This window comes from Fodinicola feengrottensis (assembly GCF_039530045.1).
GTDB classification, from domain to species: domain Bacteria; phylum Actinomycetota; class Actinomycetes; order Mycobacteriales; family HKI-0501; genus Fodinicola; species Fodinicola feengrottensis.
This window is the reverse complement of record NZ_BAAANY010000054.1, coordinates 1-14,650: the sequence shown is the minus strand read 5'-3', so window position 1 is coordinate 14,650 and position 14,650 is coordinate 1. Positions and strand designations below refer to the sequence as shown.

Annotated in this window: 10 protein-coding genes; 5 read left to right on the top strand and 5 right to left on the bottom strand. The window is 66.0% G+C overall.

From position 1 onward, the window contains the following. Window positions 1-182: 182 nt before the first annotated feature. The 3 genes from ABD301_RS41320 (at window position 183) to ABD301_RS41310 (ending at window position 2,128) form a co-directional block, all read left to right on the top strand. A complete protein-coding gene (locus ABD301_RS41320; RefSeq protein ID WP_344315473.1) occupies window positions 183-1,442 on the top strand; it encodes a DUF222 domain-containing protein in 1,260 nt (419 codons plus the stop codon). A 67-nt stretch (window positions 1,443-1,509) separates the two neighbouring features. After that, the gene (locus ABD301_RS41315) at window positions 1,510-1,689 is read left to right on the top strand and encodes a hypothetical protein (protein WP_344315472.1); all 180 of its coding nucleotides are present in this window, start codon (window positions 1,510-1,512) and stop codon (window positions 1,687-1,689) included. Further along, the gene (locus tag ABD301_RS41310) at window positions 1,634-2,128 is read left to right on the top strand and encodes a DDE-type integrase/transposase/recombinase (protein ID WP_344315471.1); all 495 of its coding nucleotides are present in this window, start codon (window positions 1,634-1,636) and stop codon (window positions 2,126-2,128) included. The genes ABD301_RS41315 and ABD301_RS41310 overlap by 56 nt, the downstream gene beginning before the upstream one ends. A gap of 10 nt (window positions 2,129-2,138) precedes the next feature. Here ABD301_RS41310 and ABD301_RS41305 read toward each other — a convergent pair whose 3' ends face one another. From ABD301_RS41305 to ABD301_RS41295, 3 genes are all read right to left on the bottom strand, one after another. Further along, the gene (locus ABD301_RS41305; protein WP_344315470.1) at window positions 2,139-2,882 is read right to left on the bottom strand and encodes a C1 family peptidase; all 744 of its coding nucleotides are present in this window, start codon (window positions 2,880-2,882) and stop codon (window positions 2,139-2,141) included. Window positions 2,883-2,897: 15 nt separating this feature from the next. After that, window positions 2,898-9,425, bottom strand: coding sequence for an IPT/TIG domain-containing protein (locus ABD301_RS41300; RefSeq protein WP_344315468.1), 6,528 nt, complete (start codon window positions 9,423-9,425; stop codon window positions 2,898-2,900). A 112-nt stretch (window positions 9,426-9,537) separates the two neighbouring features. Continuing rightward, window positions 9,538-10,767, bottom strand: coding sequence for a right-handed parallel beta-helix repeat-containing protein (locus tag ABD301_RS41295; RefSeq protein ID WP_344315467.1), 1,230 nt, complete (start codon window positions 10,765-10,767; stop codon window positions 9,538-9,540). A gap of 241 nt (window positions 10,768-11,008) precedes the next feature. Here ABD301_RS41295 and ABD301_RS41290 point away from each other — a divergent pair, with 241 nt between their 5' ends. Beyond that, window positions 11,009-11,572, top strand: a complete 564-nt coding sequence (locus ABD301_RS41290) for a CHAP domain-containing protein (RefSeq protein ID WP_163573782.1) — start codon at window positions 11,009-11,011, stop codon at window positions 11,570-11,572. A gap of 17 nt (window positions 11,573-11,589) precedes the next feature. Here the strand turns inward: ABD301_RS41290 and ABD301_RS41285 are convergent, their stop codons facing one another. After that, window positions 11,590-12,663, bottom strand: a complete 1,074-nt coding sequence (locus tag ABD301_RS41285) for an SGNH/GDSL hydrolase family protein (RefSeq protein WP_344315466.1) — start codon at window positions 12,661-12,663, stop codon at window positions 11,590-11,592. After that, window positions 12,660-13,571: an NADP-dependent oxidoreductase gene (locus ABD301_RS41280; RefSeq protein ID WP_344315465.1), complete on the bottom strand. Its 912-nt coding sequence runs from the start codon at window positions 13,569-13,571 to the stop codon at window positions 12,660-12,662. The genes ABD301_RS41285 and ABD301_RS41280 overlap by 4 nt, the downstream gene beginning before the upstream one ends. A 90-nt stretch (window positions 13,572-13,661) precedes the next feature. Here ABD301_RS41280 and ABD301_RS41275 point away from each other — a divergent pair, with 90 nt between their 5' ends. After that, window positions 13,662-14,276 carry a TetR/AcrR family transcriptional regulator gene (locus ABD301_RS41275; protein WP_163573783.1) on the top strand — a complete coding sequence of 205 codons (615 nt, stop codon included), beginning with the start codon at window positions 13,662-13,664 and terminating at the stop codon, window positions 14,274-14,276. Window positions 14,277-14,650: the final 374 nt, after the last annotated feature.

Here is a 14,650-nt window from a genome sequence, read left to right as displayed (position 1 = left end):
CCCTTCCGACCAACCAACAGGCCAGTCGATCTTGGTACACCTCCGGCTTACACACTTGGCATGACACGCCCAGAGCGTGCTCTGAAGCAAGAGTTTTCCACCAGGGTTAAGTGGTCCGTTTCTTATCCACAGAAACGAAAACTGGCAGCCCGACTGTCGGTGGCAGCCAGTAAAATTGGGTCATGAGCAGAAAACGACGGCGACCGGAATTCACCGACCCCAACAAACAGCCGTGGCGCACCATGCCACCCAGCTGGGTCCCCCTGCAAATGCTGGAAGAACTCGACCGGTACGGCCGAGCCGACGCTGACACCGCGCTCGCCGCGGTCGAGACACTGGACAAGGTGATTTCGTATACGCAGGCGATGCAGATGCGGTTCATGGACCGCTTCACCAACGCCCGACCCGCCGTTGGCGCACCTTTCTCTAAGTACGCTGCTGGTGAAATCGCCGCATCGCTGACCTGGAGCGTGTCCGCGGCCCAGAAACGACTGAACTTGGCGTACCAACTCGTCCATGAGCTGCCGGGCACTATGGCCGGGATGTCTCACGGCGACCTTGACCTGCGCAAGGCATTCACGTTCGCGGACCAGGTCGGCCACCTCTCACCCGAGGACGCTCGGAAAGTCGAAGAGACGGTGCTGCCCGGCGCGGACTCCAAGACGCCTCGATCGATCCGAGACAGGGCCCGGCGGGAGGTCATCAAAATCGACCCAGCAGCCGCCGAAACCCGCCGCAAAAAGCTCGTCTCCGAGAGGCGAGTCGAAAAACAACCCTGCGAAGACGGGATGGCTCTGCTGGGCGCGTTCCTGCCCGCCGAATCAGCCGAAGCGATCTACCGCATCATCGACACCATCGCCCGCAGCCTCAAAACCAAAGACGAAACCCGCACCATGGACGCCCTCCGCGCCGACGCCCTCACCGACCTCTGTCTGGGTGTGCCGAGCAACGTACGCACCAAAATCGAACTCCGCGTCGACGCCACCACGCTGATGGGCCTGGACGACAATCCCGCAATCCTTAGTGGTTACGGCCCGATGACCGCGCAACGCGCCCGCGAACTCGCCGGCGACGAAAACAGTGAGTGGTATCGGATCCTCACCGATCCCGTCAGTGGTGTGGTGATCGACCATGGCCGTACGCGCTATCGGCCGACCAAGGCGCTACGGGACTTGGTGAACGCACGCGACCAACGATGCTGCGGCCCCGCCTGCAACCGACCTGCGGCGACGTGCGAGTTCGACCACACCATCCCTTTCCGCGACCCGGAAGGCAAAACGGCGTACGACAGCACCGGACCAGCCTGCAAATTCCACAACGACATCAAAGAACACGGCTGGACCGTCACCCAACCAACACCAGGACGTTTCCTGTGGACAAGCCCCACCGGACGTACGTACGACGTCACACCCAACGACGAATACCCACCACCACCGTTCTAACGAGGCTTCGGGACTGTGCCACGAACGGTGTTTTCGGCCTGACACGCCGGGCTGAGGTTCAGCGGACGTGTCGCAGTCCTGGTTCTACAAGTGGCGCGACCGGCCGCCGGCGCAGGCTCGCCGTGAGCGCCTGGACGCGGCGGTCAAGGACGTGTTCGAGGAGTCTGGCGACCACGTACGGGTCGCCGCGGGTGCACGTCGAGCTGGTGGAGGCCGGGTGGCGGGTTGGGGAGAACACCGTGGCTGACTCGATGGCGACGCAGAATCTGGTGGCCAGGAACAAGAAACGCCGCAAGGGCCTGACCCGACCGGACAAAGCCGCGCCGATCTTCCCGGACCTGCTCAACCGGGACTTCACCGCCACCGCGCCGAACCTGCAGTGGGTCGGTGACATGACCGAAATCGTGACTGACGAGGGGAAACTCTACCTGGCGACCGCGATCGACCTGTTCTCCCGGCGGGTGTTGGGCGCGGCCACCGGCATCCACCCGGACGCCGAGCTGGCCTGCGCGGCGATCCGGATGGCCGTCGCTGCCCGCGGCAGGGCCGTCGACGGGGTCATTTTCCACACCGACCGCGGATCAACCTACACCGCCGCGGACTTCACGAAACTGTGCAGTAGCTTGTCGCTGGGTCAAGCACGTCTACTGCCAAGACGGGGATGTCGTAGTGAGCTTTCTTGGTAAAATATCGAGTTCAGCCGGTCACGAGTTTGTGCATGACGTGCACCGAGTCGATGTCGCTGGACATGACGAAATCCCATGAAGCGGTGGCGAATCCGTTGGCGCCCCAGTCCGCGCCCCAGGCATTCTCGAACTTGATGCCGTTGCTGTCGTACCCGACGACAACGACCGAATGTCCGCCTTCGATCGGGTCGGTGCCGTTCTCCCCCGGCGTGTACGCGTCGTTTTCCGGGTTCAGGGAGTCGAAACTCTGCCGGACCCGAAATCCGATGACGACCGCATAGCCATGCGAAACCGCTGTCTCGATGGTTGTTTTCAGGTTGTCGTCCAGGGAAACGATGTCGTACGACGAAATTCTGTAATGCCCCGCGTTCGCGCGTTGGGCGGCGGTCGGCTGAGTCGTGTAGTCGTAGTCGCCCTGCGGGTAGTCGGCGCGAGTGTCGATTCCCTGGTCTTTCTGGATTTGCAAATTGGTGGTGATCGACGTGTTCACGTTGCGGCCCTTCACAATCTGGGCGTAGACATACATCGGCGCCATCGAGCCGCCGGCGATTCCCTGTTCCTTCATCAGCAGACCGAAACCGGTGTATCCGGTGGCCCAGGACGAGCAGGAGTCGACGACGGAACCCTGTTCGCCCGCGACCGGAGCGTACTGCGACAGGTCGTAGCTGGCCGGCAGGCTGGCGGCGGCATTTGCCGGTGCGGCGAAAGCCACGACGCTGGCGACGACGACTGGTACGAGGGCGATTTTTCGCATAGCTGTCTCCGAAATCTACTCATGCTCAGGGTTCGGGACGAATCCGCCGATTCCGGTGAATCCAATGGAGCCCCAGTTCCACACGTTCGACAGCGCTGGTCCAGTGCTGCCCACCTCGTGACCGGCCGCACTGCCAAGCGATTCCAGGAATTTCTCTCCGAGCCTGTCGATAAGCGCCCCTTCTCCGGCAAGTGCGACGCCCGCGATTCCGGCGCCGCAACTGAGGCGTTCACCGTTGCTGCAGGCGACCGCGGTGTCCGCCGCGCCCAAGAGCAGGCCGGCGACGGTGGCGCCGGTGGCGATAGCGCCCGCGACGGCGGCGACGGGAGCCCAGGCGGGTGCGGTCACCACCGCGGCGACTGCGGTCCCGATGATCGCCGCGGCACCGAGTCCGATTTCCCACCAGGATTTGTTGTTCCAGACAACGTTCTGCCAGACGCTGCCCAACCAGCCGAGCAGGTCGAACCCACCGGCCTGTTGCGCGCTGAGTCCGAGCGGGTCGACCGAGGTGGTGGGCCGGTTTCCGGTGTACGCGTAGACATTCGTGTCTCCGCCGGCCAAACCGGTCGGGTCCGCGCTGAGGAACCGCTGGTCGGCCGTCGTGTAATAGCGCGCCCGGTTGAAATACTGCCCGGAGCCATCGTCGTCCCGTCCGGTGAACCGGGTCGCATTGCCACCATCGTCCCCGGTCGCGGTGGTGGCCCCGAACGGTTCGTACGTGTATTGCCCGGTGACGCCGCCGGAACCGTCGGCGACGGCGACCGTGCTGTTGAGCCGGTCGGTGAGCAACGACCGGGTCGATCCCGCGGCCGTACGAGCGAAAACCTCGTCGACACCGCCAGTCATTCTCGTCGCCGTCACCGTGCTTCCGGACAGTTCCTCGACAACGTTCGCGCCATCGAACAAATAGTTGGCGGCACCCTTGCTCGTACGACGGCCGAGTGCGTCATAGCCGTACGTCGTCGTCGCTGCGCCGGACGCGCTGCTGGCGAGCTGGCCACGCGAATTCCAGACGTAACTGGTGGTGCCGTTGGACAGCAGATTGCCATCCTTGTCGTACGAATAGGCCGTGTCGCCGACCTTGCTGAGTTCGTTGCCGGCGTCGTACGTGGCCGGGCCGTACTCCTGCGGGATGGTCGTCCTGGCGAAACTGCCGCCGACACTGGACACCTGCCCGCTCTGGTCGTACGCGTAGGTCAGGTCGCCGATATTGGTGCCGTTGCGGCCATATCCGATGCCGGTGATCTCGTTGGCCGAGTCGTACGTGTAACTCTGCACGACACTGTCGGGAAGGGTGACCGAAGTGCGTCGCCCGGCACCGTCGTACGCGATGCTGACGGCGTTCGAGCCCTGCGCCTCATCGGTGAGTTCGCCAGCGGCGTCAAGGGTGTAGCTCACCGGCTGTTGGCCCGCGACGGTCATCGAGACGCGGTTGCCGTCGGTGTCGTACGTGTAGTCGATCCGGCCGGCCGGTGTGGTCACGCGAGTCTTGTGGTCAGACCCGTCGTAGACATTGCTGACCGTGCCGTTTTTCGAGTCGGCGACGGACACCACCCGGTTGCCGGCGTCATATGTGTAGGTGATGGTGCTGTCGGAATAGCGGGTCGTCCGAAGCCGTCCCAGCGCGTCGTATTCCTGCTTGGTCACCTTCCCGCTGGCGGTTGTGGTGCTGGTCAGGTTTCCCGCCGGGTCGTACGAGTAGCTGCTGGCATGCGAGAGCGGATCGGTCATCGCGGTCGAGTGATTCTCGGCGTCGAAGGTGTAGGTCGTGCTGTGGCCGCTCGGATCGGTGAACTTCGTGGCGTTCCCGTCCGCGTCGTAACCGATGGTCGTGTGCTGCCCGAGCGGGTTGGTGCTGGCCAGCACCCGGCCGGCGGCGTCGTGGGTGACCACGGTAGCCGCGCCGAGCGGGTCGGTGGTGACGTCGACCCAGCCGGCCGCGTCGACGCTGCGGCGGATCGCCCGGCCGGTCGCGTCGGTGATCGCCACCTGGTCGCCGAGCAGGTAGGTCGTGGAGGTGCGGTGCCCGAGCGGGTCGGTGACGCCGGTGACCTGACCGTCCGCGTTCGTCTGGGACGTGGTGACGCGGGACAGCGGGTCGGTCACGGTGGCGAGGGATCCGTCCGGCCGGTAGGCGTACGTGGTCGACTGGCCCATTGCGTCGATCGACTGGCTGAGCTGGTGGAACGGCCCGTCATAGACCTGTTTCTCGGTACGCGCCGCCGACGTGCCCGCCAGCTCTACGCGGGTGATCGGGGACCCGTACGCGTCGTAGGTCAGGTCGGTACGACGGCCGAGGGCGTCGGTGTAGCTGGTCGGCTGGTTGGACACCGGGTCGCGTACGACAGTGACGGTCTGCGCCAGCGAGTTCCCGTAGCCGGTCGTGTAGCTGGTCAGATACCCGGTCTTGTTGAAGATGTACTGGTGGACCGTGCCGAGTTGGTCGGTCATCCGGGTCTCGGTGAGCCGCTCGGCGGCATCCAGCGTGTACGCGAACTGATAGGTGCCGCCATCACCAAGCACCTGCTTGCTGACCCGCCCGTATGAGTCGTACGTGTTGGTCAGATACACCTGACCTCGATGGTTCGCGGCGGTGGCCATCCGGCCGTTGCTGTCGTACGTGTACGAGGACACCCCGCCGGTGGGGTCGGTGACGGTCGCCAGATGGCCGTGCGAGTCGTAGCCGTAGCTGACCGTACGACCGGTGTTGTCGATGGCGGCGGTGGTCCGGTTGAGCGCGTCGTAGGTGAACCGCACCCAGCGGCCGTGCGGGGCGGTGACCTGGGTGACCGGGCCGTTGGACAGCCCGAACCCGGTGTCCTGGTCGGCGGTGCCGGGTCCGCGGGTGATGGTCACCGTGTTGCCGTAGCGGTCGCGGATCGCCTGCAGCGGCGCGTTCTCGCCGAACACCAGCGTCGTGCCGTCGAGCAGCCGTACGTCGAAGCCGTCGCCGTTCCACGCCATCACCGCGCCCGCGTACTTCGTCGGCGTGGGAGTCGCGGTGAACACCGCGTCGGCATAGTCGTACGGGCGGCTGCCACCGGGAGTGAGCCGCTGGAAGGAAATCCGGCCGCCGTCGGCCAACACCAGCTGGCTGGAGGTGGCGCCATGCGGCGCATAGAGGAAGAGGTTGTATCCCCCGCTGTCCCCGACCCCGAAGTCGTGGATGCCGCTGTCGTTCTGCCGGTACGTCCGGGCAACCGTCAGCGGGATCGTGTCCGGCACCGTCAGGTCGGTCTCGGTGTCGATAAGCAGCCCGGTGGCGAGGTCGACCGGGTCGCCGCCAGCGACGTTGCCACCCGGCGGCGGCCCGGTGCCCGGCGGCGGTGGAGTCCCACCGGAGCAGGTCGCGCAGGCCGGCCGCAGACCATGCTGGATGTCCTTATGGACGCCCGGCTGGCTTCGTACGGTGGGCGCCTTCTTCGACGCCAGCGCGACCGGCTTGGCAGCCAGTCCGCGGGTCACGTGCCCACCTTTTGGCCTTGTCCGGAGTATGGGTTTGGCTTTCCCGGGGAGCGGGGCCGGTGAGTGGACGCCGTTGCGTGCTGGATCACTCGTACGAGTGGCCGCCGACGCTGACGCCGAAGCCGCCAGCGTGATCGTCACAGACCCAGGTCCGTTGTACGGATTGAGGTAGATCCAGTACGTACCGTCCGCCGGCAACGTGGGCAGGACGACCGGATTGGCATCCCCGCTGGCCGAGATGAGAGTGTCGCCGGCCGGCGTCGACACGCCCACCCACGGGCGGCTGCGAGTGGTCATCTTGGCGAACGAGAGCTCGAGCTTCTGCCCGTCGTTGCCCTTGAAGCTCACATAGTGGGTTTGGCCAGTCCGCCCGAGAGTCAGGGTCTTCGCGGAGGTGAGGCTGATGCTCCCCTCGTTGACCTGATCGGAAAGAGTGATCCACAGCGAGCCGTAGTCACCGTCCAGCGGTTCCATCATCAGCCGGTAGGTGCCGTCCTTGGGCGCGTTGAAGTCGGCGAAGCTGCCGGTGCCCATGGAGCTGTCGGACTGGATCGACCCGTCGGGCCCGAGGACCCGGAACGCCACCGGTGTGGTGAAGTCCGAGCCGGAGACCCCCAGCGAGACTCCTTCATTGGCCTTGGCGGTGAAGGTCGTCTGGACGACACCACCGAGCAGGCCCACGGCGAGGCTCGCTTTGGCGCCACCGATGGTGGCCGCCGGGAACACCACCGTTGGCGCGATCCTGACCTGCCCGGAACCGGTCTCACCGAAAGGTGCCACGACGACTTGGTACGTGCCTGTCTGCGGAAGCGCGTCGAGGTCGACCGCGGACCACGCCGAGTCATTCCACAGCGTCTGTCCGTCCGGCCGCTTTATGGTGATCGGCAGGTAGTAGTTGAACGTGTTCGTACCCAGCACAAAGCTGAGTTTTTGTCCTTTCGTACCAGCGAAAGTGAAGCGGCTGGGTTGACCGGGCCGGCTGGCGGACAAAGGCGTCTCGACGCCGAGGTCGAGCGCGCCGGCGGCCACCTCACCGGACAGCGTGACCGACACCGATCCGGTGCTCTTGCCGCCGTCAGCGGTCAGCTGCACCCGGTATTGGCCGGTGCGATCGGGAGTGAAGGCGAAGGTGGAAACGTCGGCGAGGCCGTCGTACTCATCCTCCTCATCCCCGTTGGGATCGAGCACCTCCGCGTGCAGGGTCACCGAGGACCCAAAGCCCCAGTGGTGGTAAGCGAATGTCAATGGCACTCCCTTGGTTGCGGGGAACGTCAACTGCGCGGTGCCTCCTTTGCTGGCGATGGTGGACACGACGGTCGGACCGGTCGGGCTGATGCTGGTGGAAACCGGACGGGTCGCGAGGCGCAGCGTCGCCGACCCGGGCGACGAGTACGTGTGGACGGTCACTCGATAGATCCCGGTGGCGGTCAGCGGTGGCAGGTCCCGGTGTCCGTTGAGTTGGCCGGCGAACAGCACCGCGCCGTCCGGGCCGGCGACCGTCACGTTGGGCACATATTTTGTTGCTGTGATGCCAGAAACGTCGAGACCGAGCTCCTCGTTGATGGTGCCCGCGTAGGTGAAGGTCTCCTGCTGCCCCGGGCGGGCGATGGTGGCCGTCACGGCGGTGCCCAGTGCCAACGCGCCGCCCTGCTGCAGGCTCGACGCGACGACCCGGAACGAGCCGGGCTGGGGATCCTTGGATGCGAGTACGACGGTGTAGGTGCCGGTCTCGGCCGGGTTCAGAACGTAGTAACCCGGGCCGTTGGTTTGCGGAAACCCGGAGGTCGCGCCGTCGGAATCCCAGAGCACCGGGGTGCCGTTGGGCTCGCGGACGGTGACGGTGGTGGTGTTCCCCTTCGGGAACGTGGCCTGGTCGAACCCGAGATCGACCTGCTGTCCTTTGGTTACCGGTAACGAAAGCTCGGTCTCCTGGCCCGGCCGGTCGAACCGCGCGACGCTGCCAGCGCCATCGACGACCAGGCTGCCGGTGGTCTTGCTGGAAAGCGTCAGCGTCACCGGACCGACGTTGTCCACGTCCGGCGTGACCATGATCTGGTAGGTGCCACTCACCGGCAGCGGCGGCAGGTCGTACGCGCCGTTCAGCTGGTCAATCCAGCGGCCGAGGTCGTACTCGTCGCGGCCGAACCCGGCGCCGTACGGGTCGAAAAGCTCCACCCACGCGCTGTACGCCACGGTGCCGCCGCTCGCTCCGAGGCTGAGCCGCTGACCGCGGCTGCCGTCGAACCGTACGAGCGCGTATTTGTCCTTGCTGGGAAGGGAAACCGTGGTCGACGGGCCGTCCACGGCAACGGTGGCGTCAACCGCCTTGTCCGCCGGGTCCAGCGCGCTGGGCACCACCAGGAACGGCGCCGGCGACGGGGCGGACCGCCCGCCGGCGGCCACCGTGACCGGACCTGAGCCGGCCGTCTCCGGCACGGTCACCGTCAATGCGGTCGCGGTCGCGGCGGTGACCTGTGCCCTGGTGTGGCCAAAACTGACCGCATCCAGCGCCGCGTCCGGGTCGAACCCGGCGCCGGAAATGGTCACCGTCGTACCCGCGCCACCTCTCGTTGGCGACACATCGGAGACCGCCAACGACCCGGCGTTCGCGCGTACGGTGAAGGATTCCCGGCTCGTGGCCGATCCTGCCGAGGTGGTCACGGTGACCGCCCCCGAGGTCGCGCCGTCCGGCACGGTGACCGTGAGAGTGGTCGGTGTCGCCGCGGTCACGGTCGCCGCGGTCTCGCCGAACAGGACCGTATTTTCGCTGGCAGGCAACACGAAGCCGGCGCCGTGCAGCGTCACCGTCTGGCCGCTGGACCCGGCGGCCGGGACCACGCTCAGCACCGACAAGGCGGAGGCGGCCTGCCGATGGATCGTGGTGAGATTCCCGTTCGGGTCGTAGCGGTATCCGGCCGAGCCGGACTGCTGCTGGGTGACCCCGGCCAACCGGCCGGCCGCGTCGTACGCGTAGTTCACCGAGGTGTCCGGGGGCGGGTCCGCTTGTGCCACCGCGGGAGGCGCCACCAGGGCCGAGCCGGCCATCACCAGGACCACCGCCGCGCCGCGGAGTCTCATCCATCTTTGGCGCTTGGGTTGGATCAACATTTCGGGTCTCCCCTTGGCAGGGTCTGGGTTGGCACGGTCTGGGTTGGCGCTGTCTGGGGTGGCGCTGTCTGGGTTGGCGGGTTTAGCGCTCGTACGCACCGATGTCGTAGCCGGCGCCGGCCGGTCGGGGGTGGTTCTCCAGGTCGAAGGCGGGTGCGTCGGTGGCCGAGCCGGCATCGATGGGACGGGAACCGTCACTCAGGTGGAAGTCGCCGGCCTGCGGGTTGACGAAACCGGGGTCGCCGGTGAGATTGTGGTCGCTGGCGAAGCTTGGGTGGGAAACCGCGCCTTCCGCGTAGACGTTGTTGCGCAGGATGTTCTGGCCGCCGAAGGAATCGGCATCAAACCCGACCGCACCTTTTTTGTTGCCGTAGAACGTGTTGTTCACCGCATGGATATTGGATATCGTGCCGCTGGACTCAATCCAAAAATCCAGCCCGGCCGCCGCGTTGTTCGCCAGGACGTTGTTGTAAACCTGCACGTCGTCGGTCTTGCGGCTGGACGAGCATTCCTCCACCGCGAGCATGATGCCGGCCTTGGTGTTGTTTTTCGTGCCAGTGGAGACGTTGTTGTAGATCTGTACGTGCGACGAGCCGTCCACATAGATGTTCGGGCCGCGGTTTCCGGTGACGACGTTGTCATGGATTTTGGCCTGGGCGTTGTCGTCGTACTTGACGTCAATGCCTTCTTCGCCATTGTCATGCACTTTGGTGTTTCTGACCTCGAGGTTGCTCGACCCCTGACCGAGGGTCAGCGCTTCGTGGTCGGCTGACGTGCCACGCGCGTTGGTGCCGTGAATGTCGCATCCGTCGACCAGAGTGTTTTTCGTGTTGAGCGCTACCAGGCCGCCGTCCTGGGATCCGTCGACGCCGAAGTCCTGGAAAACCAGGTCGTGCGCACCGTTGGCCATCACACCGAAGCCGCTCGAACCCTTGGACGTTAACCCAATAAAACGCTGCCATGAATGGTTACCGACGGCGACCAGGCCCTTGCTACCGCCCGAGCCGGTGATGACGGCCGTACCGCCCGAACCGTAGAACGTGACATACATTCCGGACGAGCCGTTCGTCTTGATGGACAGCCCACCGCTGTACGTTCCGGCCGCGATCTGCACGTTGTCGCCGGGCGCGGCGGCATTCGCGGCCGCTTGCGGTGTCGCATACTGCGCACCGGGACCGACCGTCAGTGTCCGGCCCGACGCCGGCGGCGGCACATCGCTCGGACGTACGACCGCGGTCGTACTCGCCATCACCGGCATAGCAAGAACACCAGCCATCGCGGCAATCTGGAGACCGGTCAGCGTACGCACCATCGTTCCACCCCCGTCAAAAGAGAATTCTGGAATGCCCTTCACCCGAGCAGACGTAGGTTACGAAACCAGCCAATACCTGGAAAGGGCACCAGAAAGCCCCTGACCTGCGCCGATACACCGGCGCTACGCAACAGCTACTCAGCCGGCCCAGTACATAGTGAGAAATTAGAGACTTATTAGGAGCCATCGCGACCATCGAGCTCTGTCAGAGGCAATCCCGCCTCCGCCGGAAGGAGATGACATGCTCCATCGAAAGCTGCTCGGACTGATGGTGGCCGTAGGCGTCATGGGTGCGTTCGCTGCCAGCGCCATTCCCGCCCAGGCCGCCGCACCGACCACGACGCGGGTGGTCGCCGCGCCGGCGGCCGAAACGCCGGCGCAGAAAGCGGCCCGGTTGGCCAAGCCCTGCGTGAAAACCGGCGTTAGTGGCGCCGAAATCAGCTGCATCGCCCGGAGCCAGAACGGCATGAAGGAATGGGGCAGCAACTGCAACCCGTACACCACCCGCTGCGAGGAATGGTGCGGCGACTTCGCCGCCTGGGTTATGGTCAAGGCCGGCGGCTCGGCTCCCAGCGGCTATCCGGCCGCGGCTTCGTGGCGGAAGTGGACGAGGGTCAGTACGCCGAAGGTCGGTGACGTGGCCGTGCAGTCCACTGGCCACCACGTGGAGGTCGTCGTCGGGGTGACCAGGTCCGGGAGCAAACTCATCGTCGCCAGCGTCGGCGGCAACTCCGGCAACAAGGTGACCTATCACTCGAACAACAGCTACGCGAGCTGGACTTACCACGACAACCCAGCGTTCTGATCTGAACCCGGGCGCGTTTATCGCAAGTAGGGAAGCAAAATCAGCCGGCCGGCTCGGTCGCCCATGCGCAGGTGGGCGGCCGCGTCGGGGTGTACGCCGTCGGGCAGCGCGCTGGCTTCGTCCGGTCCGAGGAGTTCGCGCCCGTCCAGGTAGTGCAGCGCCGGGTCCGCACGGAGGTCGACGATCTTGGCCAGCAGCGTACGAACGCTGGTTTGGGTCAGCGTCCCGGAGTCCACCTCGGTCCCGGTGGTGGCATCCCGGTCGCGAAAGGCGGTCGGCGAGATAAGCACGATCGGGGTCGTCGGGTGGCCCTCGCGGATCGTGTCCAGGAATCCGTGGACGGCCGGCACGAAGGTGCGTTCGCGCATCGACGCTTCCCCGATGAGGTTGATCCCGACCTTGAGTGAGACCAGGTCGGCAGGGCTGTCCCGAATGGCGCGAGCGACCTCCGGGTCGAGTACGGCGTTGCCGGCGAATCCGAGGTTGGTCAGCGCTGCGCCGGTCGTCAGCGCCGCGATGGCCGGCCAGGTCAGGGTCGGGGCGATTGCTTCCAGGCCGTGGCTGATCGAGGAGCCGTAGTGCACCCAGGCTCGGCCGGACGGCGGGGTCGGTACGAGCAGTGGCGCGTCGGTTTCGAGCGTACGCAGCTCAACCGTCGCGCTATGTGGCAACCAGATCTCGACGTCCTTCTCCCCGGCCGGCAGATCGTCGAAACGTACGATCTCGGCGGGACCAGGGGTCAGCCGGGCGTCAGCGCGTTCGGGGCCGAGGGTCAGCACATCGCCGGCCTTGGCTCGCACGCGGGCGAGCACGGTGCCATCGACGGCGAGGTCGAACGACGCCGGCAGTTCCCCGTCGGGCATCACCGACACGGTCACGTGTACGCCCAACGCCAACGACCGCGCTGCCGTACGCAGCCGCAGCCGGACCCCCGCGGCTTGCGAGACGACCAGATCCATCCGACTGTCGGACAGCCGCGGCCGGGTCCACGCCGGCAGCCGCCGCGGGCGTACACCGGCTGGCGTACGTTCCAGGTCCAACGCGCCGAGAATCATCACCCGGTCGTCGGGCAGCGAGAGACGAGCGGTCATCGCGAACCTCCGACCAGCAGGACGAGCTTTCCGCCGACCTGACCGGTCTCGCCGGCACGGTGTGCCTCCGCGATGTCGGTCAGCGGGAACGTCGCTCCTACCGGCACGGAGAATCCGCCGGACTCGATGAGGTCACCGATCTGGTCGAGCGTGTAGAGGGCGCGGCCGGCGTCGCCCCTGCTGAAGCGCACGCCGTACTGCTCCGCGCCAGCGAAATCGGCGATCGTGACGACGTGCTCCGGGCCCCCGGCGAGGTCGATGAGATCGGGTAGGACCCCGTTGCCCGCGACATCGAGCGCCAGATCGACGCCGTCCGGCGCGAGCGCGCGGACCCGCTGCACCATGCCGTCTCCGTACGTGACGGGTTCGCCGCCGCATGACCGTACGACCTCGTGGTTGGCCGCGCCGCAGGTGCCGATCGCGCGTGCGCCACGCGCCACCGCGAAGGAGACGGCGGCGCGGCCGATGCTTCCAGAAGCGCCGTTGACGAGCAGTGTGTTGCCGTTCCGGACCCCGAGCTGGTCGAGCGCCCGCGCGGCCGTCTCCACCGCGACCGGCAACGCGGCGGCCGCGGCGAAGTCGAGCGATGCCGGGATCGGTGCGTAGAAGGACAGCACCGCCAGCTCGGCCTGTGCGGGGCCTTCGGTGCTGAATCCGAAGACCCGATCACCGATATCGACCTTCGTGACGCCTTCGCCGAGCTCGTCGACGATGCCGGCCACCTCGTACCCCATCGTCTGGGGAAGCTCCTGATCCATCAGGCCCTGGCGCTTCTTCCAGTCGCTCGCGTTGACGCCAGCGGCCCGTACGGCGACCCGGACCTGGCCGGGACCCGCGTGCGGATCCGGAAGGTCGACGATCTCCAGAACCTCTGGGCCGCCGAACCGGCTGAACTGTGCTGCCTTCATGAGTTCGTCCCTCCGTACCGAGCTGATGATCCAGACCTTACTCCATTCTTAGAGTTCACCCCAAACTTGTGGCTTGATACACTTTCACGCATGGCTCGTACCGGACTTCGTGACCTCAAGAAAGCTCGTACACATCGGCACATCGCCGACACCGCGGCGCGGCTGTTCGCCGAGCGGGGGTACGAGGCGGTGACGGTCAGCGAGATCGCGCGCGCGGCCGAGGTCGCCGAGCAGACGCTCTACAACTACTTCCCGACCAAGGAACAGCTGGTCACCGACCGCGAGCAGCAGATACAGGACCAGCTCAGCGACCTGATCCGTACTCGCCCGGCCGGCACCAGCCCCGCCGCCGCCATCCGGGACTTCATCCTGCGGACCCTGCCGGACAGCTCCGAGATGCCGCCAGCAGCCGCCCGCGGCACGCTCGGCTACCTGGCCACCATCAGCCCCACCGTCCACCGGCTGGCGCTGGAACTCACCGACCGCCTCGCCACCGCGCTGGCCGCGGCCATCAGCGACACAACCCCGATCGCACCGGAGATCGCCCGGCTGCAGGGCATCGCACTGGCCGGCGTGTTCCAGATCCTCATCAGCGAATCCGGCCGCCGCATCCACGAAGGCCAGAACCCAGCCGAACTAGCCGACGCACTGCGCCCAGCCATCGAAAACGTCCTCACCGAACTGGACCGCTGGCTCACCAAATAACAACGCACCCGAGCCGCTGCCACCGTGTACACCACCACGTTCGGCGGGCTGGTCCGCTGTCGTACTGGCTGGTCGCCGAGGGCGTCACCGCGGCCAGCAACGCCCCACTCAATACCGACTTGGAAGAAAACAATGAGTTGAATACCGGACCAGAGCACGCGCTTTGAAAGAGGAGTTCTCCACAGGGGCGTTTAGGTGGTCCGTTTCTTATCCACAGAAACAAAATCGGCGACCAGACTGTCGGTGGCGGCCGGTAAAATCGTGTCATGAGCAGAAAACGACGGCGACCGGAATTCACCGACCCCAACAAGCAGCCGTGGCGCACCATGCCACCCAGCTGGGTCCCCCTGCAGATGCTGGAAGAACTCGACCGG